The following is a 22,933-nucleotide window of genomic DNA, read 5'->3' on the forward strand; positions in this document are numbered from 1 at the left end:
GTTGCCTTCTTATTCCTGCTATTCCGCTGATACCCGATCCCGCTTGGCGATCTTCGCGATAGTCGCCCTGCTTGCTCCTGTAGCGTTCTGGATTTGCGTCCACGACATGCCCTTATCGAGCATGCTGGCAATCCCGTCATTGCGCTTCACGTTCTCCTGTCGCCCTTTGTAGCGTCCGTCTGCCTTGGCTTTCGCCTGTCCTTCGAACTGCCGCCGCCGCCGATCCTCGTAATCCTTGCGCGCGATAGCTGCCAACATGTCGAGCATCATGCCGTTAATCGCTGCGAACATGCGTCCGGTGAAATCATCGCTGGAATTGGTGAGCATCCAAGACGTTGGCAAATCCAATGCGACAATCCGCACCTGTCGAGCATCAATCTCACTACGAAGCTTCTGCCAATCGGGGGCAGCCAGACGAGACAGGCGGTCAACCTGTTCGATTAGCAGCACATCACCGGGACGCGCATCCTTCAGCAGCCGGAACAGTTCCGGGCGGTCCAGCTTCGTACCGCTCTCATTCTCAATATAGGTCGATATGATCTGAAGACCGCGTTCATTAGCGAATGCTTCAAGAGCAGCACGAGCACGAGACGCGTCTTGTTCGTCGGTGCTGGCTCGAAGGTAGAGACGAGCGAACATGAAAATTCCTATTTGGTTCAGTTAGAATGGTTCACTTTTATATGGTTCATTTTGAATGGTCAATCGGTCTATAATGAACCGATGGGAAATAGTTCAGTGGATGGAACCCCCTAAGTGAACCGGTCCAGACAACAAAAAAGGCGACCGATGCCGCCCTACCCTTTTTCGCACATTCGCCGCAAATCCGGCTTGTCATAGAGCGGCGGCTTCTTCGCCTTTGGCTTTGGTTCCTTTGCCGGTTTCGGATTGGGAATGACTTCGTCCAGATACTTTTCGTGGATCGTCACCGGATGCTCGTAACCGGGAAGGTGCAGTGTGACCATGCCATTCTCCCACGTCTTGGACACGTGAGCACGGATAACGGCGATGTCGCCTTTCACGGGTCGTTTAGCCATCCCTAATATTTGGCGCGTCACTATTGCGGGGACAAGTAGCGCTTTCGGGCGATCAACAATGCGTTGCGTTCCTATTCCTTTACACGCTAACATATAAAAGCAGGTTGAGAATGCCGCCCTGTTTCGCGCCCTTAATGGAGAGGCTTTATGAGAATCCTTATTGCGTCTTTGGCTTTTTCTCTAATTTCCGCCCCGGCTTTCGCATTGTGCGTCGGCACAGAAACCCTTTCGTCCTGTACCGATGCAAGCGGCAACAGTTATACAGTCACACGCATGGGCAACACGACCTTCATGGATGGCACCAATGCCCGTACCGGCTCTGATTGGTCTCAGACGAGCACGACTATTGGCAACTCTACCTTTCACAACGGCATTGATAAGGACGGCAATAGCTGGAACTCGGCATGCATCAACGGAATCTGCAACTAAGCGGTCTTTTGTACCGATAGAAGGCGGAAAAAGCGGGGAAATCCCGCCTTTGTCATATCTGCCGATGCGGATCAGGGCGAAAACACCGGCGGTAATTGGAGCACAAGCGCCCCGCTCTCCACGCTGCGCAAGCTCATTTTGAATGGTCAATTGCGGTTAGTGAACGGCTGAAACGCTGGTGTTGATCGGCGCTCACTTCAAAATCGAGCTTGGCAGTTTGCCCGATCCGCAACTGATAATGATTTAGAATAGCGAACATCACTCAAAATGGAGAAGCGAATGAAATCAAATAGTTTCGGCAGCTTTATTCAGACCATCGTCATTTCTGTTCCCAACGAGAATGCGGAACAAGTCGCATCGATACTCGGCATAGAGCCATTCGAGATAATCGACAATCAGGCACGCTTCGAATGGACACGACAGACGACCCGGAAGGGCGATGATGAGGACGTTGTGTTCGACCTATCCCGAGAACTCGGTTTCGATTTCGAATGGCGTATCGATTGGGACAAATCGGACTATTGACGGCTACCGGCGGTAGACGGCTTCAATAGGCACGTATCTGCGGGAGAACCAACCGTCGCTTGCGCGAACGGCAACACGGAGGCTAATACCCTCTTGCCTTCGCGACTCCCTCACTAACGTCCCCTGAGCAAGTCCCGTCACCTTTAGAAGCTAAGGCGTCTTTCGCGATCCATTCTCCGTCAGCAAATAGGAAGGACTCGAATACGCAGGTCTCCCAAAAGCTGTCGGTGTACCACCGAGCCACCATGAGATTGCTGTTTACGTTGAATTCCAGTGTGAGTCCCTGGTTAAATTCACCGCCTCTGGGAAAGCTGAAGAGCTGTCCTGTCCTGTTGTTGGCGACTACAACACTTGTGCAACCGGTACCGCATCCAAACTGAATGACCGAGTACTCTCCTGCGAAACCGGACCCATCTTTCATTCCTTCCAAGATGCGAGTCTTGAAAGAAGAAAACGCCTTATCGCGCACGTTAAAGTCCGGCTTTCGGGTTGCCCCTACGTAAGTTTTTGCTGCTGGAAAATCTGAAAACGCAAAAGCGTTTCGATCAGTTGCGAAGGCTGGGGAAGCGAGAAGGTAAAGAAATAGCATAGCCCTTCTCATGCGTATTCACTCCCCACATCCATCGAGGCATTCGCCGTCGTCTATCGTGCTCTCAAGGTATTCCTTGTAGGAAGTAACCTCTGCCGAGAGCACGCATTGCCTTTCTTGCGTCACCGAAAGAACTTTGCCATTCCTCAACTTAAAGACGAGGCTGTTGGGGACACCCTCGACGTGGGAAAAATAGACATCAACAACACCGACTGAATTCTTGGTGATGAATTCACTAACTTCAAAGCCGCTCAAGCACTTAGCCGCACCAGCAGCCGGGCTTCCGAGAGCTATGATAGTAAATGCGGTGAAGAAAATACGAATCATTTGCCCACCCCGGTTATTCTTCAACATAGTATGGTCCTGCGGTCACACAATTTAATGGCGGATTGGAGTTGCCACAGACCGGCTTGAGAAGCTTGTCAGCGGCTGCGGAAGCCGGTTCTCCCCGCTTAGAAATGCCGATTTAATATCTTGGACTTGATCTCTTGAAACTCATCGTCCGAAATCGACCCGGAATCGAGAAGTGCTTTGGCTCGATTAATCTCACCTGCGACTATATCTGAGGGTGATACATCGATTGTTTTTCCCGAGATTAGGGTAGGATTCAAAGGCTCGGATGGGCCACTTTGTTGTGGGAAGCCGTGGAAATTTATCCCGCCCGAAGCGGCTCGCTTTTCTTCGAGGCCACGGACGCGGCGCTTTTCTTCCCATGCTTGTTCTTGGGATTGTGCGAAGGTGTAGACCTTTGCCGCGTCATCTGGGCTGGCGCCCGCAAGCTGCATCGATCCACCGGGCGGGTCTATAAAGGAGAAGGATAGAGCGGTGCCGGAAAGCCCCGGAATAATATTCTCGCTCATCTGCGCGTCACGCAAATCCTTCCATTTCCTGTCCATCATTTGATATCCACCAAGCAAATTCCGCTTTATGAATATAACTCTATTATTCGTTGTAAAGATGGAGCGGCGACGTCGAAATAATGATATGGCACGGTACTCAATGGCGCTCGCAACTATACGCTCGCCATCCACCAACATTGTATCAATCTTCGATGCAACTTTGCGCTTACGTTTCGCAGAACCGAAAAAAACGAAAAAGAAATACAGGGGGATAAGGATAATACCTATGAGTGATGATGCCAAAAAAGTAAGTATCACGATCAACAGGATAATATTAATGATTGCGCGCACGTTGCCTCCTACACGTCGAATCTCAGGTCCAGATTGGACATAATCATTTTGGACTTACAATCAGCAAGAGAAACTTGGCGGAACATCGCCTCGGCATGGAGTTGCCTGCCGCCTTTCCAAAGCTTTCTCGTAGTTCTTCTTTTCAGGCGGTTCAGGACTGGTCGTGGGACAGGGCTTCTCGAAAGTCTGATCAGTTGTCGTCAGTGAAGCGGGGGTCGTTGTTCGGCACAATCAAACCGCTACCGCTATTGAGATCACTGCTGGCGTTTTCCGGCGGCGCAAGGCTCATGTCGCCGATGAGAAATTTGGACGCGAGCCAGCCAAGAAAAGCAAACAACACGATTGTCCGCACGATGAAAAAGAAAATCCGGCTCAGCATTCAGGTCATTCCTCAGATATGAAGGTCAACGTAGTTATCAGGTAGCTCAGGGGCACCAAGTTGCCTCTGCCGCTCTACGCGTGAGTTGCTGGTATCCCTGCCCCTCGACAACGACGCAAGGCGTCGGTTATCTAGTTTTTAGATATCTCCTTTTTAGATATATTTGAAGAGCCCATTTCATCGAAATGGGGTCTTCTCTGTGCAAAAAACGTTAGGTTCCAGAGGACACGAAGCCCTGGTGGCTCTCCTAATCGAAAAGCGAAAAACGGCGGGTCTGACTCAGGACGATCTCGCGAGGGCGGTGGGCGAGCACCAGTCCTTTGTTGCTAGGCTTGAAAGCGGGCAAAGACGCATTGATGTTATTGAGTACATCGCACTCGCTGAGGTCATGGGCTTCGATGCCGCCGAAGCCTTGAAGCAACTGATTTCAGAAGTTGCAGAAGAGAAAATGCTTTAAGGCGTACCGACAATACAGCGGGGGATTGCGCTCGCAAAGGCTTGCAATTTTAGACGCCCAATCCTGTTCTAGGAACGCGGTTCCGATTCGCAATTGCTGGGGGCTTCATGAGACGGAATATTATTGCAAGCGCGCTGCTCTCGGCGGCGCTAGTTAGTAGCTGTGCCACAACGAGCGAAATGCCGCTCGCGCAGAACATGGTGAGGCTTGACACGAACGCTAGTGGCTTGATTTTCACCAGTGCAGCCGGTGCGATCACCATGAAGAAAGCCGCGGAAGCGACCCTGAAGCGTGGCTACAGCCATTTCAGGCTTGAACAGGCTCAAATGGCACAGGGTTCCCGGTTCGTGGGTATGAACACCTATGGAAGCGGGACCGCGCAAGCGAGCGTCTACGGCAACACGGCTTACGGAAGCTATAGCGGCTCGTCGTTCAGCACGCCCATGTATGCGCCGACCGCGCAAATAGGCGTCACGGTCGTCATGTTTCACGCGAACGAAGCTGGTGCCCGTGGCGCATTCGATGCCGCGGACGTGCTGGCGAAGAAGGGCAAAGTCTAAAAGCCTTCCGTCCCTTCCAAACGCCGAACGCTTTGCATCGATGGAAGGCGTTCGGCAAACTTAACCTTACGAACTTTCTATGCAGTCCCGTCGAAGGCGACAAATTGCAAGCAATGTCATGGTCGGAAGTGCTTTTTTCTGATGGGACCGTCGGCGATGCTCTCACTCGGTTTGCGCATGAATAGGCATTTGTTGAGAGACGGGTCTCACTGGTTAGAAATTAGAGTTTGATGACGGGGCTTTAGCATGGTGCATGGACGCAGCGTTCGCCTTTATCTGGTCGATGGGTCGCCCACAGGGATCATAACCGCAGAAATAATGAACTGGACAGGGCATGTTCTTGTCACCCCACGTTCCCGCCTCGCCGAAGCCTTGCAAAGAGGTGAGGCAACACGGACCGGCGTATACTTTCTTGTTGGGGATGACCCTGAACAACCGAGCAAGTCGCGTGTTTACATCGGAGAAGGCGACAGCGTCGTGGATCGCATAAAATCGCATTCCAAAGACAGCCAGAAGGATTTTTGGACCCGCGCTTGTCTCGTCACTTCGAAAGATACGAACCTGACAAAGGCACATGTTCGCTATCTCGAAAACCGGTTTGTTGAACTTACAAAGTTGGCGGACCGGGCGAATGTCGCCAACGGCAATGAACCGGCGCGCAAGAGCCTACCTGAGAGCGACGTTGCGGATATGGAGTTCTTCATCGATCAGGTGCAGGTGATTTTGCCGGTTGTCGGCTTCGATTTCCTGCGACCGAAGGCACATGCGCAGATTGCAAATACTATTGATGAATCGCCAGCAGGTACGGGAATTCGACTCGATCTCGTTATGACGAGCGGAAAGTATGGGTATGAAGCAAGAGCTATCGAGTTGGATGGCGAAATCACGGTTCTGGCTGGATCGCGGGGAACGACTGAGAGTTTTGCGACGAATATCTATGCCTCATTACGACAACAGCTGATAAATGACGGGCGTTTGGTTCATACGGACGATCCTAACTTTGTCGAGTTCTCGGAGGACGTGACGTTTGCAAGCCCCAGTGCGGCGGCGGCTGTGATCAAAAATCGAAACACCAATGGTCGCACCGCGTGGCGTTTGGTGGGAGCAGGTCAGAGCCTGAAAGAATGGCAGGACAGCCAACTTGGAATTCCGAGCGGCGACAACTGATCCTTGTTGCCCGCGAGAGGAACAGCGCGCACCAGCAGATCAAGTGATGATGAACAAACGGGGAGAGGCGAGGTGCCGATAACGAAAGGGGCAGGAAACCCGGATTGGACATGGGATGAGACACTCCTAGCGCTGGACCTGCTTTATCGCCACGGAGCGCCCATCGATCGCAACCATTCGGACGTCCGCGACCTGTCAAATGCCCTCAGGGCGGCGGAAATCCATCCAAAAGACAAACGGAAGGACAACTTCCGGAATCCGGACGGGGTGGCGCTAAAATTACAGAACCTCCAATCCGCCATCGATCCTGCCCGCGGTCTGTCGTCATCAAAAAGGGACCGAGAGATTGTGGCAGAGTTTCCTCTGTCGAGAAAGCACGAGCTAGCCAACATCGCGGCGGCAGTCTTGCGCGAATTATCGGTTGAACCGCAGCCCAATGAAGTACCTGAGGACGAGATTTTCGTTGAAGGTTACGTCATTACCGCTTCACACCGAAGTCGTGATCGGCGCCTCCGCAGACGGCTTCTCGACAAACGTGGTGACGAGAGGCTCGTATGTGAAGTGTGTGACTTCTCCCCACCCTCGCTCCCCAGGGCCCTACGCGAGAGCTTTTTTGAGGCGCATCATGTCGTGCCGCTGGCAGATGCGGTTGGACAAGTATCAACCCGCCTAAGTGATATGGTTCTGTTGTGCGCTGGATGCCACAGGTTCGTCCATAAGCTCATATCGAGCCAAAGGAGGTGGGTGAGTATTCAGGAAGCCCGGTCCGTACTCGCGACATAGAGCCCTCGGAACCCGCTACTTTACTCGGATCGATGCAGATTGAGACGCGCTCCCCTTGGCTCCGAACAGCAGGGGCGGTGGTTCTTCCTGAGACCGGGGTTTCCTTTGGACAGGGTCTGTAAGCTTCTTGCTCGTCTGGTTGTGCAGCCTTAGCGTGCCATCTTCGGTTATGGGCGGGGAACTTCAGGCGGATGGCATTCAGAGAGACTTGGAAGAGCGTAAACTGGCTTTGGGTGGCGGGTGTTATCACACTTGCCTACGCCGCTTGGGTTATTTGGGTTTTGGGCTGGGAGCGCATTCGCGGCTTTTTTCAAAACGCGGACACCCAATTGAATGCAGTCGGCGATTTCTTGGCAGGCACGTTTGCGCCTGTCGCACTGATCTGGCTTTGCGCGGCGGTTTTCACCCAACGGCAGGAGTTGAACGATACCCGCGACCAGTTCGCCGAAAGCAAGCGGGTGACGGATGAACAACTAAAGGTCATCCACAGCCAAAATGCGTTTTGTCACTCCAGCACAATCAGGCAGTCGAGAACGCCAAGCAGGCTTACACACTAAGTCTATTTGATAAGCGCTACCAGATTTATGAGAAGTTCAAGCGGTTTGGCGAAGCCCACGAGCGCAAAGACTACGATGGGGAATCCTATTTGGAGATGACCCATCTCGCGCACGAAGCAGCGTTTGTGTTTGATCGGTCAATCGAGGACTGGCTTCATGAGATTGCACAGCAGATTCATGACTATAACGACTTCATGGCAGACAACCCATTATCGAGGGAATCGGACATCTTCGGCAACGAAGTGGTAGTGGACGACGCCCACAATGCGCAACTTAAAAGGCAATACGGCAGCTATAAGGCTTGGATCAGGGAGCAATTCCTCCCGATGGAGAGTAACCACAAGTTTTGGCACTTCATGTATGTGAGTGACCGACCTTTCATGGACGGGTGACAGGCTCGTCATAGGTTACGAATTCACAGAGACCCCGGCTCAGTCCGGAGCTTTTATTGCTGGACCAGCGGATAACGTTCACTCAGCTCTTGTACAATCAGGAGCGGCGACAGCGTGAGCACTTCGACAGGATAAAGACCAGCTTGGTTGTCTGGTTCGACCTTCAAGTCGAAATCCCAATAGTGCTTGATTGCCTCTTCATAGGTCTTCCCGCGTAGCGGCGGAATGCACATGATGAAGCCCTGATGATACGGGATCGTCTCACTATCAAAGCGCACCTCATAGAGCCGATCCTTCGGGCAGGAGGTCCGCCTATACCACAAAGCGTCTTCGATGTTTTGACAGACAAAGCAGCACTCCAAGCGCGACGGCTTGTTCGGATAATGCTGGGCTCGGTAAACCTCCATATCCCGCTCACGCTCGTAGTGCTTGTGCTTCTCACCCACTTCTCTGAGGATTCGCCCCCAGTTTCCCGGTTCGATCATTTCTCCGGGTTTGAACTCGTAGTGGTTCACCCAAAAGCCTCGTGTTCGCAAAAGCAATACTTACCCCCACGCATCTTTTCACCCCGCCGAATAAGACAGGGAGTGTGAACTTTCGTGTGAACTTTTGGGTTGCAAGAAGTCTAAAAGCCAGCTATTTCAAGGGCTTCCAAGCCTGATCAAGGACTCTCAGCCAGTTCTCCCGGCATATTTTTGCCAGTTCGGCGTCACCATATCCGGCGTCCCTCAGCGCGGCAACGAGCTTCTGATTGCCCGCAGCGTCGGCGATTTCTTCCGGGATCGTCGCACCGTCGAAATCCGATCCGAGGGCGACACAATCGATGCCCATCCGCTCCACCATGTAGTCGACGTGGCGCACCATGTCGGAAAGCGGCGTCGCCGCATTCTCCTGCCCGTCGGCGCGCAGCATGGTCGTGGCGTAGTTGAGGCCGACAAGCCCGCCGCTCTCTCGAACGGCGTCAAGCTGCCTGTCGGTGAGATTGCGCGCAACAGGCGTCAGCGCATGCACGTTGGAATGGCTGGCGACGAGCGGCTGATCGGTCGTCCTCGCCACATCCCAGAAACCCTTTTCGGTAATATGGGCGAGATCGATGAGGATCCCGAGCCGGTTGCAGGCCCTGACGAGCTCGAATCCGGCCTCGGTCAGGCCGGCGCCCGTATCCGGCGACATCGGGTACGCAAAGGGCACGCCGTGACCGAACACATTGTGGCGGCTCCATACGGGTCCCAGCGAGCGAAGCCCCGCGGCATAGAAGGTTTCAAGCGCCGTAAGCTCGGGTCCGATCGCCTCGCAGCCTTCCATATGCAGCACCGAGGCAAAGATGCCGTCCGAGATCGCCGCGCGAATTTCTGCAGTCGAACGGCAGAGGCGCCAGGCGCCCGCGCGGTCGAGCTTTATCGCGATATCGGCGAGTTCCATCGCGGTGGCGAGCGACGGCAGGTGGTCGAGGGGCACCGACAAGGGCGTGCGATAATGGCCGTTGCCGTCCGGCGTTTTCAGCGCCAGCTCCCCCGAGGGGACATAGATCGCCGATAGCCCGCCGGCGAGACCGCCCGCTTTGGCGCGCGGGGCATCGATGTGGCCCTTTTCAATTCCGCCACTGAACTCCGCGACCGGATCGCCACCGCTGCGCGCTCGCTGCCAGAGGCGCAAAAGCACGTCGTTATGGCCGTCGAATACCGCCTGCATTTTCGAAAATTCCTCGTTATATCAGGGAGATCGAATGGATCGTCGCGATGCCGCATCGGGAAAAGCACAACGGCGATGCTATTGAAAGGCATCGGCCATTTCAATGAATTTCCGGGGAGCTTCAACCGCGCGCGCTGTAGCGAAATGTTGCAGAAAAGTCGCAATCGGCCAGCGAGCGGCAGTCGGGCAATAGGCGAACTGCCATCTGTAAGGTGTCCAGACGCGCAAAATCTGCCATTGCTCTCGCCCACGCCAGCCTCCTTCCGATCGCGGTCATGAGGACCGCCGAGGCTGCACCAGGAGAATTTGGGTTGCTGTCGATACGCAACACGCGCGTGGGAATACGGCTGAGCCGCGCATTGCTCGGTCTTGGGTTGTTCTTAGCTCTGGCCGGCTGCGGCGGCCGCCCGGTCGGCGTCCTGGTGCCCTCCGGTTCCGCTCCCGGCGCGTCGCAGATCGATCTGCTGGTGGCGACCACCCGTGCTTCATCCGACGATCCCGGCATCCTCTTCACCGGTGAGCGCGCCCCAGAGCTCTCGCTGACCGAAATCGTCGTTTCCATTCCGCCGGACAAGAACCGTCAGGTGGGTCAGGTCCAATGGCCGAAGAGATTGCCGGCCGATCCGACCCGCGATTTTTCCACTGTCAGCGTCAATCCGCTGGAGCCCGGTCCGGAAGCGCAAGGCTGGCTGAAGGCGCATCTGCCAAAGAACCGCCGCGTGCTGATCTTCGTTCATGGCTTCAACAACCGGTTCGAGGATGCCGTATATCGCTACGCACAGATCGTCCACGACTCAGGCACCGACGTCGCCCCCGTCATCTTCACCTGGCCGTCGCGGGCAAGCATCTTCGACTACAACTACGACAAGGAAAGCACCAACTATTCGCGCGATGCCCTCGAAGAGCTGCTGCAGCGCGCTTCCCGCGATCCCTCGGTCGGCGAGGTCACGGTGATGGCGCATTCAATGGGTTCGTGGCTGACGGTCGAAGCCCTGCGGCAGATGGCAATCCGCGATGGCCGCATTGCCGGGAAGATCACCGACGTGATCCTCGCCTCGCCAGATCTTGACGTCGATGTCTTTGCCAAGCAGTTGGAGGCGATGGGCAAGTCGCGGCCCAAGTTCACGCTTTTCGTTTCCCGCGACGACCGGGCGCTGACGATCTCCCGGCGGATCTCCGGCAACATCGACAGGCTCGGACAAATCGATCCATCCGTGGAACCTTATAAGAGCCAGCTCGAGAAGGCAGGCATCACCGTGCTCGACCTGACGGCGCTCAAGGGCGGGGACAGGCTCAACCACGGCAAGTTCGCCGAAAGTCCCGAAGTGGTGCGGCTCCTCGGCAATCGTCTTATTGCGGGGCAGACCGTGACGGATTCGGATGTCGGCCTTGGCGAACGCGTCGGAGCGGTTGCGCTCGGCACCGCCCAGACCGTCGGCAGTGCCGCGAGCGTCGCGGTCTCGACGCCGATCATGATCTTCGATCCGCGCACGCGCGAGAACTATGACGACCAGGTTCGCCGTCTCGGCCAGTCGATGGAAAACACGGTCGGCTCGGCCGTTACGCCATGAATTGCGTCGACGGCGTGCCGATCGCTAATGAAACGTGGACTTGGAGAAGAGGTTGAGAACCAGCACGCCGGTGATGATGAGCGCTAGCCCGAGGATGGCCGGCAGATCGAGCTTCTGGCCGAAGCCCAGATAACCGACGCACGAAATCAGCAGGATGCCGAGGCCGCTCCACAGCGCGTAAGCGATCCCAACGGGAATGTAGCGCAGCGTATAGGACAGGAAAAAGAAAGCGACGGCATAGCACAGCACCATGATCGCGGTCGGTGCCGGGCGCGTGAAATGCTGCGCCGCCTGCATGGCAGAGGTGCCGAGCACTTCGAAAACGATGGCGATCACCAGAACGGTGTAGAGCATGGCGGGGTTCAAGGGACGTCTCCGACTGGTGGTTACGACAAGAAATGTGCGATATGGGCGAAACCGCCCACGCTTCGCAGTCGCGCTATTGCAGTGAGAGCGCTTTGAGATTCCGAAACAGATTTGCCCGCGTCGAGGCGTCGATCTCATGGCTTTGCAGCAGATCGGCAAGCCAAATGCCGTCGGCGGCAAACCGGGCGAGAAGGCAATTCGGCGAGGAGTCGGTCGCCGCGAACTCCGTCGCGCGGCGCGCCACCCAATCGCGCCAGCGCGCCTTGAGGTTCGGCTCCGCGAGCAGAGCAATCGTCAGCACCTGCCAGCCTTGCCTCTCCGCTTCCCCGTCGAGCGCGAAGCACACGGTAAGATAAGCGCGCGTAAAACGTCCCTTCTCGACATCATCGTCCGCCATCGCCGCCTCGATCGCCCTGTCGAAGCGCGCGACGAGCTCATCGAAGAGGCCATCGAGCAAAGCCTGCTTGCTCGGAAAGTGATGAAGCAGCCCGCCTTTGCTGACGCCGGCCGCCTGCGACACCGCATCGAGCGTCATGCCGGCGATCCCCTGCTCCAGCGACAGGCGTGCCGCAACCTCCAGCAGTTGCTGGCGGACCTGTTCCGGCTGCTTCTTCCTGTGATAGGCGCTCGTCATACCCTCATAAAGATACCGTCTGGACGGTTTGTCAAGCGTTTTCGCCAACGGGACCGCTGCCGCGATGAAACGCCGCAAACCAAAATCGCGAAACTCATTGTGGTGACGGAGGCGGCGATATACGAAATTCCGCAAAGGAATGGCTCATGACCGAAAGCGAAACGACGACGCTCTACGGGGCGATTGGTGGCGACGCCACGGTACGCGCGCTAACGCGCCGCTTCTACGAACTGATGGACAGCCTGCAGGAAGCGGCCCGCTGCCGGGCCATTCATCCGCCGGACCTCTCAGGCAGCGAAGAGAAACTCTACGAATATCTGACCGGCTGGCTGGGCGGACCGCCGATCTATGTGGAAAAGCGCGGCCATCCGATGTTGCGCCGTCGGCACTTCGTCGCGGAAATCGGCCCGGCCGAGCGCGACGAGTGGCTCATCTGCTTCACCCGTGCGCTCGAGGAAACGGTGTCTCACCAGAAATTGCGGGCAATCATCCTCGAGCCGATCACGCGGCTCGCGCATCACATGCAGAACAAGGAATAGCAACGATGGCGACCCGCGGACTGCGCTCGACCGTGCTCTTTGTTGCCGGACTGATGGGGCTCGCCGGCGTCGCCGCGGCCGCAGCCGCCTCGCACGGAGCGGACCCGCGGCTTCTCGGCGGAGCGTCCGCCATGTGCCTCGCCCATGCGCCGGCACTCGTCGCGCTCCATGCCGGATGGGCGCATTTCCGTACGGCCGCGGTCGCCGCCTTGTTGCTCGCCGTCGGCACCGCGCTCTTCGCGGCAGACCTCACCGCCCGCCATGTGACCGGCGCCGGCCTTTTTTCGATGTCGGCGCCACTTGGCGGCCTAACCATGATGGCCGGCTGGCTTGCTGTCACGCTCGGTGCGTTCTTTCCCCGAGCGAAAACTCAGGCGCCTTCGACCACCGAATAACCTTCGAATTTCGGCGGCCCGACATACATCGCCCGGTTATCTCCGGCGCTTTTATGCGCCGCGCGAAAATTTTCCGACTTGGTCCAGGCGATGAACGCTTCCTTGCTTTCCCAGGTCGATTTCGAGATGAACGGCGTATAGCCCTCCTCCGGGACGCTGTCGCCGCGGAGAAGATGGAACTCGATGAAGCCGGGCATCTCGGCAAGGCTTGAATCGCGCCCCTTCCAGACGGACTCGAACGCCTCCTCCTGGCCGATGGCGATGCGGAAACGATTCATGGCGAAATACATGAGTTAGCTCTCGAGCACTTTCTTATCCGCAGAGGACCTTGCCGCTGCATGCGGGAATGGAAGGATAGCGCCGTCAACCGCAGGCGCAAGCCCAATGGGATCCTTACCGGGCTGTCGCGCCTGCCAAGCGGGGAACTCGGTGACGTTCGGATTGTCCTCCAGCATCCGCGCACGGCGGGTCAGCAGCTCGTAGAGTTCCGGGACTAGCCCATCGCCGAATTGCGACGCCAGCTTGTGCAAGCCGATCAACATCATCTGATCGGGACCTTCATCGTTCATCGTCAGTACTCCAGACGCCGTCATCACAGGCGACGCAGACCATCGTTTCTTTCGAAATTCAGCTTTCGCGGTTGTTGGCGGTGGTGAGATCCTGAAGTGCCCGCTCCAGGCTCGACTTCGAGCCATTGCGCAGCGGCACGAAGGCCTTGCCCCACTTCTTGCAGCCGGTTTTTACCCGAAGACACGCGTCATGGCTGATGCAGTCGATCGGGCAGAAGACACAATCGACGGAGGGAAGGACACGGTCGATGCGCGATACCGCCTCGCGCAGCCCACCGTCATGGTGGATGAGTTCCGCGCCATAGGAACTGGCGATTTCCCGCAAATGGGCGACCTGGCAATCCCGGCCGCCGACATAGAGGAAGCTGCGCCCCTCGAGCGTCACTTTACCGTCATCCCTTGAGGGCTCTCGTGTTTCATTGCTCGTTTTGCCCTTGCCGCCCTTTGCTGCACTCTGGTGGCGCTTGCCGCGCATCCGTCTCTCCATCTTGCTTCGGCGATGCGGGCCAAGCCGCCAATCGCCATCAGGATTTGTTTTCGGGCACACCGATCGGTTGCGCGTAGGCGGCAACTTATTAAACTTGATAATGAGAGTAAAGTATAAACATGAGTGTTGTAGTCATCTTAAAGCAGAAAGTTTTTTGGCCCGGAAAGACGCTCCGGCGGGGGGCCGACAAGAATGTACTCATCGCCAGCGACTGCGCCTTTGCGGCTGTCGAAAGCAAGCTATTCAACGGTTGAAAGCGAGCGGAATGGTGAAGACCCAACTGTCGCGGCCCGCACCCGCAGGAATTTTCGGAAAGGGTGCCGCTCGGCGGACGGCATCCAGGGCCGCCTCGTCGAGAACAGGCGAACCGGCGCTCCTCGCGAGGCTGACGCCCGCAACGCCACCACCGGAGGTTACGGTGAAGCGCACATGGGCAACACCGCGCAGGCGTTGGCGCTTGGCCTCGGCGGGATATCTGAAGGCGCGATTGAGCTTGCTTCGCACCTTGCCGGGATAGTTCGAAACGGCGGCATTGCCCGACTGTTGTGCAGAACCCGCATTGTCACCCTTGGCCGCGCTCGCGGTGGCGTTTTCCGCACCGTCCGCCTGGCCCTTTTTCTGCGACTTCGCCTGATCGCCCGCTTCGCCCGCCTTCTTCCGCGTTATCTTTTTCTTCTTCGCCGGCTCCTTCTTGGGTTCCGGCTTCTCGACTTTGGGCTTCTCGATCTTTTCCGGTTCCGGCTTCTCTTTCGGAACAACGGTTTCGACCGGAGCGACGGTAGCGGTGACCGCCGCCTCGGCGGCCTGCGGTATCGGCACCTGCTCCGCCGGCAAAATGACGTCGGCTTCAGTTGGCGTTACATCGGAAGGCTGCTGTGCGGCGGCGTCCGGCGTTGTGGGCTCGACATTCTCTGCAACCTCCTCCGTCGGCTGGATCTCGGTCGGCTTCAGTTCTTCAGGTGTATCTTCCATCGGCTCGACGACCTCGGAAGGATCGCCAGCCTGCAACGTCTCCTCGAAAGCGTCTCCCAGCAGGGTGACTTCGGTCGCGGCGCCGCCGGCCACCTGAACGTCCTCCACGCTGGGCGTGAAAAGCATCGCGCCGCCGGCATGCGCCAGCAACGAAAGGCCGATCGCCGCCATCCATTTCACCGTATGCTTCATCCAAGCCTTGCCTTCGTTGCGACACAAGCGACCAGACCGCTCAGCCCTTGAGCTCAACCGCCGCCTTGGAGCCGGTCTTGAGGCCCGTCATGCAGTCGCCCTTATCGACACCGTCGCCTACGCAGGCCGGCGCGTCATTGATCAGCAGGCTTTTCACCGTTTCGCATTTCGTACCCGGCAGGTCGAATTGCCGAACCTTTGTCTTGCCGGCCGGCAGGTCGCGAAAATCCAGCACCGCCATGCGCTCGACCAGCCCCTTCTGATCGAAGAGGACAAATTCGAACGAAACTTTCGAGAGCGATTTTTGCAGTTCATTGCCGGCGACGAAGGTCAGCTTGCAGCCTTTCTCCGAGGGAACGATCTCGTTGAGCTCGATCGTGAGCCCTGCCGAAGCGGCAGCGTCCTGCGCTCCGGCCGGCCCCGCGAGGGAGAGAACTGCAAATGCACACGAGAAAGCGAAACGGGAAAAATGCGTCATCGAAACACCACTCACTGTTCGCGCTTCGGAGGCTGCCAGCGCATGCCGCTTGACGCGATCGATTAACTTGACTGTAACAATCCGGTATTGCGTCCATAAATAAATATGACTAAAGAAGTCAAGATACTTAAACGGAATACGCGGGAGGATACGGGAAAACTGTCTCGTTCCGATCCTCGTGAACTGGCCAGCCGTGACACCGAACGACACCGATACCCAACGATCTCCGCAGCCGACCACGACCCATCGAACACAGCGGATCGTGGAGAGCCACGATCTCTTTCGCGGCGAAAGCGAGATCCTCATTTCCCACGACGGCGTGATCTACCGAATGAGGATCACCCGCCAAGGCAAATTGATTCTGAACAAATAGGCAGACGACAATGATCGACAGCATGCGCCCCACGCCTTCCGAAATCCGCGCCTACCGCGCCGCGAATCCGAAGCTGCGGGAGCGTGACATTGCCGCCCAGCTCGGCGTTTCGGAAGCAGCACTCGTCGCTGCCGAATGCGGTCTCACGGCAGTCCGCATCGACAGCGACGCCAATCGTTTCCTGCAGCGCGCAGAGGAACTCGGCGAGGTCATGGCGCTCACCCGCAATGAAAGCGCGGTGCATGAAAAGATCGGCGTCTATGACAACGTCAAAGGAGGTCAGGCGGCTATCCTGGTGCTGGGTTCCGAGATCGACCTGCGCATCTTCCCGAGTGCCTGGGCGCACGGCTTTGCGGTTTCAAAGACGGATGCGAACGGGGACGTTCGCCGAAGCCTGCAGTTTTTCGACAAATGGGGTCACGCCGTCCACAAAGTTCATTTGCGTCCCGCTTCCAGCATCGCGGCTTACGACAAGATTATCGAAGACCTTCGCCTGGCGGACCAGTCGCAGGACTTCAACGCGGATGCAAGCGCTCCCTCCGGCGACAGCGAGCCCAATGCCAGTCTTGACGCCGCGGAACTGCGAGACCGCTGGACGAAGCTCACCGACACGCATCAGTTCCACGGCATGCTGCGCAAGCTGAACATCGGCCGGCGTCAGGCCCTGCGGACGATCGGCGACGATCTCGCCTGGCGGCTCGATACCGCGGGCGTCGAGATGATGATGCGCGGCAGTGCCGAAACCGAGCTGCCGATCATGTGCTTCGTCGGCAATCGCGGCGTCATACAAATTCACTCCGGATCGCTCGCGAATATCGGTACGATGGGCCCTTGGCTCAACATCATGGATCCGACATTCCACTTGCACCTGCGCAAGGATCACATCGCCGAACTCTGGGCGGTGCGCAAGCCGACCACGGATGGACATGTGACTTCGCTTGAAGGACTCAACGCGAAGGGCGAGATGATCATTCAGTTCTTCGGCAAACGTAAGGAAGGCTTTTCCGAAAGGCCGGAGTGGCGCGGCCTCGTCGAACGTCTGCCCCGCCTCGACACCACCGTCGCAGCCTGAGGAACGCTCATGACGACCGGTCTCGACTTCCGCCGCCTACGGCTCTGGGAACTGGCGCTCGCCGCCTTCGCACTGTCGGCGCCTTTGGTGCTGCCCGCCCTCGCTCCCGGAGGCCCGTCTTTCCTGCGTCCGGCAATGGCCGAGGGCATGGAGCAGCCGGACGTCTCGCGCGTGGTTTCGGTTGGCGGCGCGATCACCGAGATCATCTATGCGCTCGGCGAGGAGAGCCGGCTTGTCGGGCGTGACTCCACCAGCACCTACCCGGAAGCGGCGACCAAACTGCCGGATGTCGGCTATATGCGGCAACTGGCACCGGAAGGCATCATCGCCGTCAATCCGACGGCAATCGTGGCCGTCGAAGGCAGTGGACCGCCGGAGGCGCTGTCCGTTTTGAAGGAAGCGAACATTCCCTTCACCAGCATTCCCGAGACCTATGACAGGGAAGGCATCGTCGCGAAAATCCGCGCGGTCGGCGCATTCCTTGGCGTGAAGGACAAGGCGGAAGCCCTGGCTGCATCCGTCGAGAAGGATCTGGACGCGGCGCTCGCCGAGGAAGGCAAGCGTCCGCAAAGCGAACGCAAGCGTGTCCTCTTCATTCTCAGCACGCAGGGCGGAAAGATCCTGGCATCGGGCAAGGGCACTGCCGCCAGCGGCATTATCGACCTCGCCGGCGCGGTCAATGCCGCCGGAGCTTTTCCGGGCTACAAGGCCGTGACGGACGAAGCGATCATCGAGGCAAAGCCGGACGCGATCCTGATGATGGACAGAGGCGGCGATCATGCGGCAAGCACGGACGAATTGTTCGCTCTTCCGGCGTTGAGCCTGACGCCCGCGGCGAAAAACAAGGCGCTGATCCGCATGGACGGGCTGCACCTGCTCGGTTTCGGCCCGCGTACAGCCAGCGCAATCAGGCAATTGAATGCGGCACTCTATGGAAAAAAGACCAATGCCTCGCAATGAGGCCCTGCAAACCAACATGGGCGCGCCTGCCTTCGCCGCGAGAATCACTCGGGAGTGGCAGGCCGGAAACCGTGCGAGCCTGGCGCGCCTGCTGATTGCCGTGCTGGCAGCGCTCGCGGCCGCGACCTTCGTGACGTCGATCATGACGGGCGCCGCGGATGCCTCGCTCGCCAATGTCTTCCATTGGCTCGTTGGCGACCGCACGGTCGATCAGGTGCTGAGCGCGCGCGATCGCATCATCATTCTCGATATTCGCCTGCCGCGCGCCGTGCTCGGCATGCTGGTCGGCGCTTCGCTCGCCGTTTCCGGCGTCGTGATGCAGGGCCTCTTCCGCAATCCGCTGGCCGACCCCGGGCTTGTCGGCGTCTCGTCCGGCGCGAGCCTCGGCGCCGTCCTGGTGATCGTGCTCGGCAGCGCAACGTTCGGCCCGCTGTTCGCGCTCGTCGGCTTCTATGCGCTTCCGATCGGCGCTTTTCTAGGCGGCCTTGGCACAACCCTGCTCCTCTATCGGATCGCAACGCGCGGCGGCCAGACCTCGGTGGCGACGATGCTGCTCGCAGGCATCGCGCTTGCCGCGCTCGCCAATGCGGTAACGGGCGTGCTCGTCTTCATTGCCGACGACAAGCAATTGCGTGACCTCACTTTCTGGAACCTCGGCTCGCTTGCGGGCGCCAATTGGACGAAGATCGTTGCCGCCGGTCCGATCATCCTCGTCTCGCTCGCCGTCGTGCCCTTTCTGGCGCGCGGGCTCAACGCGATCACGCTCGGCGAGGCTGCGGCATTCCATATGGGCATTCCAGTCCAGCGGCTGAAGAACATCGCGGTCTTCGGCGTTGCCGCGGCGATCGGGGCATCGGTCGCCGTCAGCGGCGGCATCGGCTTCGTCGGCATCGTCGTACCGCACCTCCTGCGCCTCGTCATCGGCCCGGATCACCGCTACCTGCTGCCTGCTTCCGCCCTGCTCGGCGGCACCATGCTGCTCTTTGCCGACATGCTGGCCCGCACGATCGTCTCGCCCGCCGAACTGCCGATCGGCATCATCACCGCCTTTGTGGGAGCACCCTTCTTCCTGTGGGTCCTGCTGCGCGGGCGTTCGAACATGGGACTTTGACCGAGGGCTATGATCAGCGCTGCCAACCTTTCTGTCCGTCTTGCCGGCAGGCCGGTGCTCCACGGTGTCTCGTTCGACGCCGCCCCCGGCGCGATGACGGCGATCGTCGGCCCGAACGGCTCGGGCAAAACCACCACATTGAAGGCAATCTCGGGAGAGATCTCCCTTTCCGCTGGCAGGGTAACCATCAACGGCCGTGATCTCGCCGGCCTGAGGCCCTGGGAGCTCGCGCTGAAGCGAGGCGTCCTGCCGCAATCGACAGTGATTTCTTTTCCCTTCACGGTACGGGAAATCGTCCGGCTCGGGCTCTCAGCCGGCGCAGCCTCCGATGCCGCCACCAATGATCGTATTGCCGCCGAGGCGCTCAACGCCGTAGACCTAGCCGGCTTTGGCGGACGTTTCTATCAGGAGCTGTCCGGCGGCGAACAGCAGCGGGTCCAGCTCGCGCGCGTCCTCTGCCAGATCTCGGAACCGGTCGGCGATGGGGAACCTCGCTACCTCCTGCTCGATGAGCCGGTATCGAGCCTCGATATCCGTCACCAGCTGACGATCATGCGGCTCGCGCGCCAGTTCTGTGAAAAGGGCGGCGGTGTTGTCGCGGTGATGCACGATCTCAATCTCACGGCGATGTTCGCCGATCGGATGATCATGATGAAAGCTGGCCGCGTCCGCGCCAGCGGAGCCCCAAAGGACGTTTTAACCGACGAGACCATGGAAGCTGTATTCGGCTGCCGAATGCGCGTGGGTGTCGCACCGGGAAACGACGTGCCCTTCGTGCTGCCGCAAACCGCTACCGCCTGACGAATTCGCGGAACAGTCCCCGTAAGGCCAAGCCCCGTCGAAACAATTTCTCTTTTCGTGCGTTAGTTGCTTTGCTGCTCTTTGAACTCGTGTCGGAGAGCAAACACCTTTGCCGGCCGCTTCTGCCGGCATCACAGCGAAAGGGAGCACATAACATGGTAGGTCTCTTCTCGAGCTCAGGTGCCAGGAAACGCAACGGTGCGGGTCTGGAACAATCCATCGAAGAGCAATTGCAGGAAATGCGGGACGACATTGCTGCATTGGCGAGCGTGCTGACTGATCGTGGCGCGGCTGTTTCGAAGGATGCCAAGGGAAAGGCCAGGGATCTGCGCGAACAGACCGAAGCGGGCCTTCAGGATCTCCTGTCGAATGCCGAGGAGATTCTTTCGGAACTGCGCAGCCGGTATTCCGGCACAGAACGCCAGGTTCGCGAGGCAGTTCGCGAGCACCCGGTCGCCACTCTAGGCGTGGCTGCCGCACTCGGTCTTCTCGTCGCCGCCTTGCTGCGCCGTTGACATGGCAAGGACAATTGGGGCGGCACAACAGCGCCGCGCGTCTTATGCATGGGTTGGAGATTTCGTCTTCACGCCAGTGAAGGCGAATGTTGCGGCGGGATGACCGGGGAGTAAGTCATGGGAACGATCGGAGCCCTCCTGTCCGCCTGGTTCGCCGCGGACATCAGTGTCGCCGCCTCGCGCTTCAAGCGCAATTTCGTTCTCTGGTCGATTATCGCACTGTTTCTCGGCACGGCTTACGTGTTCGCCCTGATTGCGGTTTCGATATTTTTGAGCAACCGCTATTCGCCGCTCCTCGCCGCGTTCAGCATTGCCGCCGCTCTGTTTTTGACCGCCCTCATATTAATGGCCGTGATGGCTGTGCTTCGTGCGCACGATCGACGCCTTGCGAATGAACGCCGGAGCCGGGCGATCGCACAGGCAAACGTGGCCCTTTTGGCCGCCAACAGCATTCTTCGCAAACGGCCGCTCCTGGCCGTCGTCACCACGGCAGCTCTCGGCGGCCTGCTGGGGTTCGGCAGCAAGGGCGGGCGGCGCAAGCGGCAAAGGAGATAGCTCTCTTGCCGGCTCTATATGCCCTATAGCGGCAAGCGAATAAGCGCCGTCACGCCCGCCGGCATGTATTCCACTTTGACCGAACTGCCGATGATCTTGTCCAGGCTGCGCTCGATCAGGATCGAACCGAAGCCGCGGCGCCTCGGCTCACGGACGGGCGGCCCGCCGACTTCCGTCCAGGTCAGATGCAGCACCGCGTCCCCGTCCTCGACGACGCCGCGCGCCGTCAACACGATCTTGCCCTTCGGCACCGAAAGCGCACCGTACTTCACCGCGTTCGTCGCCAATTCATGCAGCACCAGGCCGAGCCCCACGGCCTGATCCGGACCCAGCAGGATCTCGTCCTTATGCAATTCGACCTGTTCGGCGTAATCGCTGACATAGGGCCGCAACTGTTTCGAAATCAGCTCCGCCAGGCGAATCGTGCCCCATTCATAATCCGACAAGAGGCCATGCGCTTCCGAAATGGCCTGAAGTCTGCCGGCAAAAGCTGCCATGAACTCGGCGGGATCGCTGGTCTGCCGCAGCGTCTGGCGCGCAAGCGATTGCAGCATCGCGAGCGTGTTCTTGACACGGTGGTTCAGCTCCTTGAGCAGGAGGCGCGTGCGCTGGACGGAAGCCTGCTGGTCGGAGACGTCGATCGTCATGCCGAGAAAGGTCAGCGGCGCGCCCTTGCTGTCGCGATCATGCACCCTGCCGCGGCCGAGCAGCCAGCGTCCGCTCTCACCGATCCGGAACATGCCGTCATATTCCTCGTTGGCGGCCATCGCCTGCCGAAGCTTCGAGAAAGTCGGGGCGCGATCGTCGGGATGGATCGCCGAGAAAACTGCTCTGGCGCCAACGGTACGTTCGGCTGGAAGACCGAACATCCGCATCATCGCGCCGTTGCCCGCCACCGTACCGGCACGGATATCCCAGAGCCAACTGCCGACATTCGCGGCATCAAGCGCCATGGCAAGGCGTTGTTCCTCGCGCGAAAGTGCGGCTTCCTTAAGTGCGCGTCGACGCGCCTCCTCCTTCAGTTTGAGGAGAGAGGCGGCGATGCCGGCGATCCGCCTCAGCTCCTCGACCTGTTTTGGTGCGACCTCGCGGCGCGGCGCCACATCGAAGACACAGACGGTGCCCACTGCCTGTCCGTCCAGAAAGATCGAAGCACCCGCATAAAAACGCAGGAATGGTGGCTGAACCACCCTCTGCTCGTGACGGAACGCCGGGTGTAGAGAGGCATCGAGCACGAGAAAGGCACCGCCCTCGGCCTGCGCGATGGTATGCACGCAAAAGGAATCATCGGCGGGCATGCGCGTTTCCGTCGTTCCCACAGCGGCCTTGAACCATTGCCATTCGCGATCGACGAGGCTGACGAGCGCAATCGGTGCGTCGAACAGGCTCGCCGCGAGCTTCGCGATCTCGTCGAAGTCGCCATCCGGTATCGCCATGTCCGGCGCGGCCGCGTGCAGCATCCCAAGCCGCTCCGGTGCATCAAGCACCTGCGCCACCGCTGAAAGCATTGCTTCTGCCTTCTCACGCATCCGGCCAAACTCCAAACTCGCGCAACCGCCAGGATAACCGAACAGATACCACAGGCCAGT

At 58.5% G+C, this 22,933-nt stretch carries 33 protein-coding genes; 18 read left to right on the forward strand and 15 right to left on the reverse strand.

What is annotated here, in order from left to right; genetic code table 11:
• Nucleotides 1–18: 18 nt before the first annotated feature.
• Both PYH37_RS24865 and PYH37_RS24870 read right to left on the reverse strand, forming a co-directional pair.
• Nucleotides 19–639: a recombinase family protein gene (locus tag PYH37_RS24865; RefSeq protein ID WP_280734124.1), complete on the reverse strand. Its 621-nt coding sequence runs from the start codon at nt 637–639 to the stop codon at nt 19–21.
• Nucleotides 640–794: 155 nt separating this feature from the next.
• Nucleotides 795–962: a hypothetical protein gene (locus tag PYH37_RS24870; protein ID WP_280734126.1), complete on the reverse strand. Its 168-nt coding sequence runs from the start codon at nt 960–962 to the stop codon at nt 795–797.
• A 219-nt stretch (nt 963–1,181) separates the two neighbouring features.
• Here PYH37_RS24870 and PYH37_RS24875 point away from each other — a divergent pair, with 219 nt between their 5' ends.
• Together PYH37_RS24875 and PYH37_RS24880 are read left to right on the forward strand one after the other, a co-directional pair.
• The gene (locus PYH37_RS24875) at nt 1,182–1,463 is read left to right on the forward strand and encodes a hypothetical protein (RefSeq protein WP_280734128.1); all 282 of its coding nucleotides are present in this window, start codon (nt 1,182–1,184) and stop codon (nt 1,461–1,463) included.
• A gap of 279 nt (nt 1,464–1,742) precedes the next feature.
• On the forward strand, nt 1,743–1,988 hold the full coding sequence (locus tag PYH37_RS24880; protein WP_280734129.1) for a hypothetical protein: 246 nt from the start codon (nt 1,743–1,745) through the stop codon (nt 1,986–1,988).
• A gap of 607 nt (nt 1,989–2,595) precedes the next feature.
• Here the strand turns inward: PYH37_RS24880 and PYH37_RS24885 are convergent.
• From PYH37_RS24885 to PYH37_RS24895, 3 genes are all read right to left on the reverse strand, one after another.
• Nucleotides 2,596–2,931, reverse strand: a complete 336-nt coding sequence (locus PYH37_RS24885; RefSeq protein ID WP_280734130.1) for a hypothetical protein — start codon at nt 2,929–2,931, stop codon at nt 2,596–2,598.
• A 98-nt stretch (nt 2,932–3,029) separates the two neighbouring features.
• Nucleotides 3,030–3,767 (reverse strand): SHOCT domain-containing protein, encoded by a 738-nt coding sequence (locus tag PYH37_RS24890; protein WP_280734131.1) that lies wholly within the window; start codon nt 3,765–3,767, stop codon nt 3,030–3,032.
• 190 nt (nt 3,768–3,957) lie between these two features.
• Nucleotides 3,958–4,146, reverse strand: coding sequence for a hypothetical protein (locus PYH37_RS24895; protein WP_280734133.1), 189 nt, complete (start codon nt 4,144–4,146; stop codon nt 3,958–3,960).
• Between the two features lie 199 nt (nt 4,147–4,345).
• Here PYH37_RS24895 and PYH37_RS24900 point away from each other — a divergent pair, with 199 nt between their 5' ends.
• The 6 genes from PYH37_RS24900 (at nt 4,346) to PYH37_RS24920 (ending at nt 8,062) form a co-directional block, all read left to right on the forward strand.
• Nucleotides 4,346–4,603, forward strand: coding sequence for a helix-turn-helix domain-containing protein (locus PYH37_RS24900; protein WP_280734134.1), 258 nt, complete (start codon nt 4,346–4,348; stop codon nt 4,601–4,603).
• 179 nt (nt 4,604–4,782) lie between these two features.
• Complete coding sequence (locus PYH37_RS24905) at nt 4,783–5,163, forward strand: hypothetical protein (RefSeq protein ID WP_280734135.1); 381 nt, start codon at nt 4,783–4,785, stop codon at nt 5,161–5,163.
• A gap of 246 nt (nt 5,164–5,409) precedes the next feature.
• Nucleotides 5,410–6,330, forward strand: a complete 921-nt coding sequence (locus PYH37_RS24910) for a GIY-YIG nuclease family protein (protein WP_280734136.1) — start codon at nt 5,410–5,412, stop codon at nt 6,328–6,330.
• Nucleotides 6,331–6,960: 630 nt separating this feature from the next.
• Nucleotides 6,961–7,113, forward strand: coding sequence for a hypothetical protein (locus PYH37_RS32515; RefSeq protein ID WP_425336169.1), 153 nt, complete (start codon nt 6,961–6,963; stop codon nt 7,111–7,113).
• Nucleotides 7,114–7,304: 191 nt separating this feature from the next.
• On the forward strand, nt 7,305–7,670 hold the full coding sequence (locus PYH37_RS24915; protein ID WP_280734137.1) for a hypothetical protein: 366 nt from the start codon (nt 7,305–7,307) through the stop codon (nt 7,668–7,670).
• Nucleotides 7,616–8,062 carry a hypothetical protein gene (locus PYH37_RS24920; protein ID WP_280734138.1) on the forward strand — a complete coding sequence of 149 codons (447 nt, stop codon included), beginning with the start codon at nt 7,616–7,618 and terminating at the stop codon, nt 8,060–8,062. The genes PYH37_RS24915 and PYH37_RS24920 overlap by 55 nt, the downstream gene beginning before the upstream one ends.
• Before the next feature lie 53 nt (nt 8,063–8,115).
• Here the strand turns inward: PYH37_RS24920 and PYH37_RS24925 are convergent, their stop codons facing one another.
• Together PYH37_RS24925 and PYH37_RS24930 are read right to left on the reverse strand one after the other, a co-directional pair.
• Complete coding sequence (locus tag PYH37_RS24925) at nt 8,116–8,577, reverse strand: hypothetical protein (protein WP_280734139.1); 462 nt, start codon at nt 8,575–8,577, stop codon at nt 8,116–8,118.
• Between the two features lie 121 nt (nt 8,578–8,698).
• On the reverse strand, nt 8,699–9,754 hold the full coding sequence (locus tag PYH37_RS24930) for a dipeptidase (protein WP_280734140.1): 1,056 nt from the start codon (nt 9,752–9,754) through the stop codon (nt 8,699–8,701).
• A gap of 335 nt (nt 9,755–10,089) precedes the next feature.
• Between PYH37_RS24930 and PYH37_RS24935 the strand changes: the two genes are divergently transcribed.
• Nucleotides 10,090–11,325 (forward strand): alpha/beta hydrolase, encoded by a 1,236-nt coding sequence (locus PYH37_RS24935; RefSeq protein ID WP_280736154.1) that lies wholly within the window; start codon nt 10,090–10,092, stop codon nt 11,323–11,325.
• A gap of 24 nt (nt 11,326–11,349) precedes the next feature.
• Here the strand turns inward: PYH37_RS24935 and PYH37_RS24940 are convergent, their stop codons facing one another.
• Complete coding sequence (locus PYH37_RS24940) at nt 11,350–11,679, reverse strand: DMT family transporter (RefSeq protein WP_425336170.1); 330 nt, start codon at nt 11,677–11,679, stop codon at nt 11,350–11,352.
• 85 nt (nt 11,680–11,764) lie between these two features.
• Entirely contained in the window at nt 11,765–12,325 is a 561-nt protein-coding gene (locus tag PYH37_RS24945) for a TetR/AcrR family transcriptional regulator (RefSeq protein ID WP_280734142.1), read from the reverse strand.
• Between the two features lie 146 nt (nt 12,326–12,471).
• Here PYH37_RS24945 and PYH37_RS24950 point away from each other — a divergent pair, with 146 nt between their 5' ends.
• Both PYH37_RS24950 and PYH37_RS24955 read left to right on the forward strand, forming a co-directional pair.
• Nucleotides 12,472–12,864: a globin domain-containing protein gene (locus PYH37_RS24950; RefSeq protein WP_280734143.1), complete on the forward strand. Its 393-nt coding sequence runs from the start codon at nt 12,472–12,474 to the stop codon at nt 12,862–12,864.
• Between the two features lie 5 nt (nt 12,865–12,869).
• Nucleotides 12,870–13,259, forward strand: a complete 390-nt coding sequence (locus PYH37_RS24955; protein ID WP_280734144.1) for a DUF423 domain-containing protein — start codon at nt 12,870–12,872, stop codon at nt 13,257–13,259.
• Here PYH37_RS24955 and hmuQ read toward each other — a convergent pair.
• The 5 genes from hmuQ to PYH37_RS24980 all read right to left on the reverse strand — a co-directional run bounded on the left by hmuQ (nt 13,235) and on the right by PYH37_RS24980 (nt 15,957).
• The gene (hmuQ, locus tag PYH37_RS24960) at nt 13,235–13,549 is read right to left on the reverse strand and encodes a heme-degrading protein HmuQ (protein WP_280734145.1); all 315 of its coding nucleotides are present in this window, start codon (nt 13,547–13,549) and stop codon (nt 13,235–13,237) included. The genes PYH37_RS24955 and hmuQ overlap by 25 nt on opposite strands.
• Before the next feature lie 3 nt (nt 13,550–13,552).
• Nucleotides 13,553–13,828, reverse strand: a complete 276-nt coding sequence (locus PYH37_RS24965) for a hypothetical protein (RefSeq protein ID WP_280734146.1) — start codon at nt 13,826–13,828, stop codon at nt 13,553–13,555.
• A 58-nt stretch (nt 13,829–13,886) separates the two neighbouring features.
• A complete protein-coding gene (locus PYH37_RS24970; protein WP_280734147.1) occupies nt 13,887–14,303 on the reverse strand; it encodes a DUF2325 domain-containing protein in 417 nt (138 codons plus the stop codon).
• Between the two features lie 255 nt (nt 14,304–14,558).
• Complete coding sequence (locus PYH37_RS24975; RefSeq protein ID WP_280734148.1) at nt 14,559–15,479, reverse strand: energy transducer TonB family protein; 921 nt, start codon at nt 15,477–15,479, stop codon at nt 14,559–14,561.
• Nucleotides 15,480–15,519: 40 nt separating this feature from the next.
• On the reverse strand, nt 15,520–15,957 hold the full coding sequence (locus tag PYH37_RS24980; protein WP_280734149.1) for a hypothetical protein: 438 nt from the start codon (nt 15,955–15,957) through the stop codon (nt 15,520–15,522).
• A 259-nt stretch (nt 15,958–16,216) separates the two neighbouring features.
• Here PYH37_RS24980 and hemP point away from each other — a divergent pair, with 259 nt between their 5' ends.
• From hemP to PYH37_RS25015, 7 genes are all read left to right on the forward strand, one after another.
• A complete protein-coding gene (gene hemP / locus PYH37_RS24985; RefSeq protein WP_342394679.1) occupies nt 16,217–16,330 on the forward strand; it encodes a hemin uptake protein HemP in 114 nt (37 codons plus the stop codon).
• A 10-nt stretch (nt 16,331–16,340) separates the two neighbouring features.
• Complete coding sequence (locus PYH37_RS24990) at nt 16,341–17,402, forward strand: hemin-degrading factor (RefSeq protein WP_280734150.1); 1,062 nt, start codon at nt 16,341–16,343, stop codon at nt 17,400–17,402.
• A gap of 9 nt (nt 17,403–17,411) precedes the next feature.
• Entirely contained in the window at nt 17,412–18,362 is a 951-nt protein-coding gene (locus tag PYH37_RS24995; RefSeq protein ID WP_280734151.1) for a heme/hemin ABC transporter substrate-binding protein, read from the forward strand.
• Nucleotides 18,349–19,473 carry a FecCD family ABC transporter permease gene (locus tag PYH37_RS25000; RefSeq protein WP_280734152.1) on the forward strand — a complete coding sequence of 375 codons (1,125 nt, stop codon included), beginning with the start codon at nt 18,349–18,351 and terminating at the stop codon, nt 19,471–19,473. The genes PYH37_RS24995 and PYH37_RS25000 overlap by 14 nt, the downstream gene beginning before the upstream one ends.
• 9 nt (nt 19,474–19,482) lie before the next feature.
• Nucleotides 19,483–20,274 (forward strand): heme ABC transporter ATP-binding protein, encoded by a 792-nt coding sequence (locus tag PYH37_RS25005; RefSeq protein ID WP_280734153.1) that lies wholly within the window; start codon nt 19,483–19,485, stop codon nt 20,272–20,274.
• Between the two features lie 155 nt (nt 20,275–20,429).
• Nucleotides 20,430–20,789 carry a glycine zipper domain-containing protein gene (locus PYH37_RS25010; RefSeq protein WP_280734154.1) on the forward strand — a complete coding sequence of 120 codons (360 nt, stop codon included), beginning with the start codon at nt 20,430–20,432 and terminating at the stop codon, nt 20,787–20,789.
• Nucleotides 20,790–20,906: 117 nt separating this feature from the next.
• The gene (locus PYH37_RS25015) at nt 20,907–21,344 is read left to right on the forward strand and encodes a hypothetical protein (protein WP_280734155.1); all 438 of its coding nucleotides are present in this window, start codon (nt 20,907–20,909) and stop codon (nt 21,342–21,344) included.
• Between the two features lie 23 nt (nt 21,345–21,367).
• Here the strand turns inward: PYH37_RS25015 and PYH37_RS25020 are convergent, their stop codons facing one another.
• Nucleotides 21,368–22,873, reverse strand: coding sequence for a sensor histidine kinase (locus PYH37_RS25020; RefSeq protein ID WP_280734156.1), 1,506 nt, complete (start codon nt 22,871–22,873; stop codon nt 21,368–21,370).
• Nucleotides 22,874–22,933: the final 60 nt, after the last annotated feature.

Origin of the sequence: Sinorhizobium numidicum (assembly GCF_029892045.1) — a bacterium.
Lineage (GTDB): Bacteria > Pseudomonadota > Alphaproteobacteria > Rhizobiales > Rhizobiaceae > Sinorhizobium > Sinorhizobium numidicum.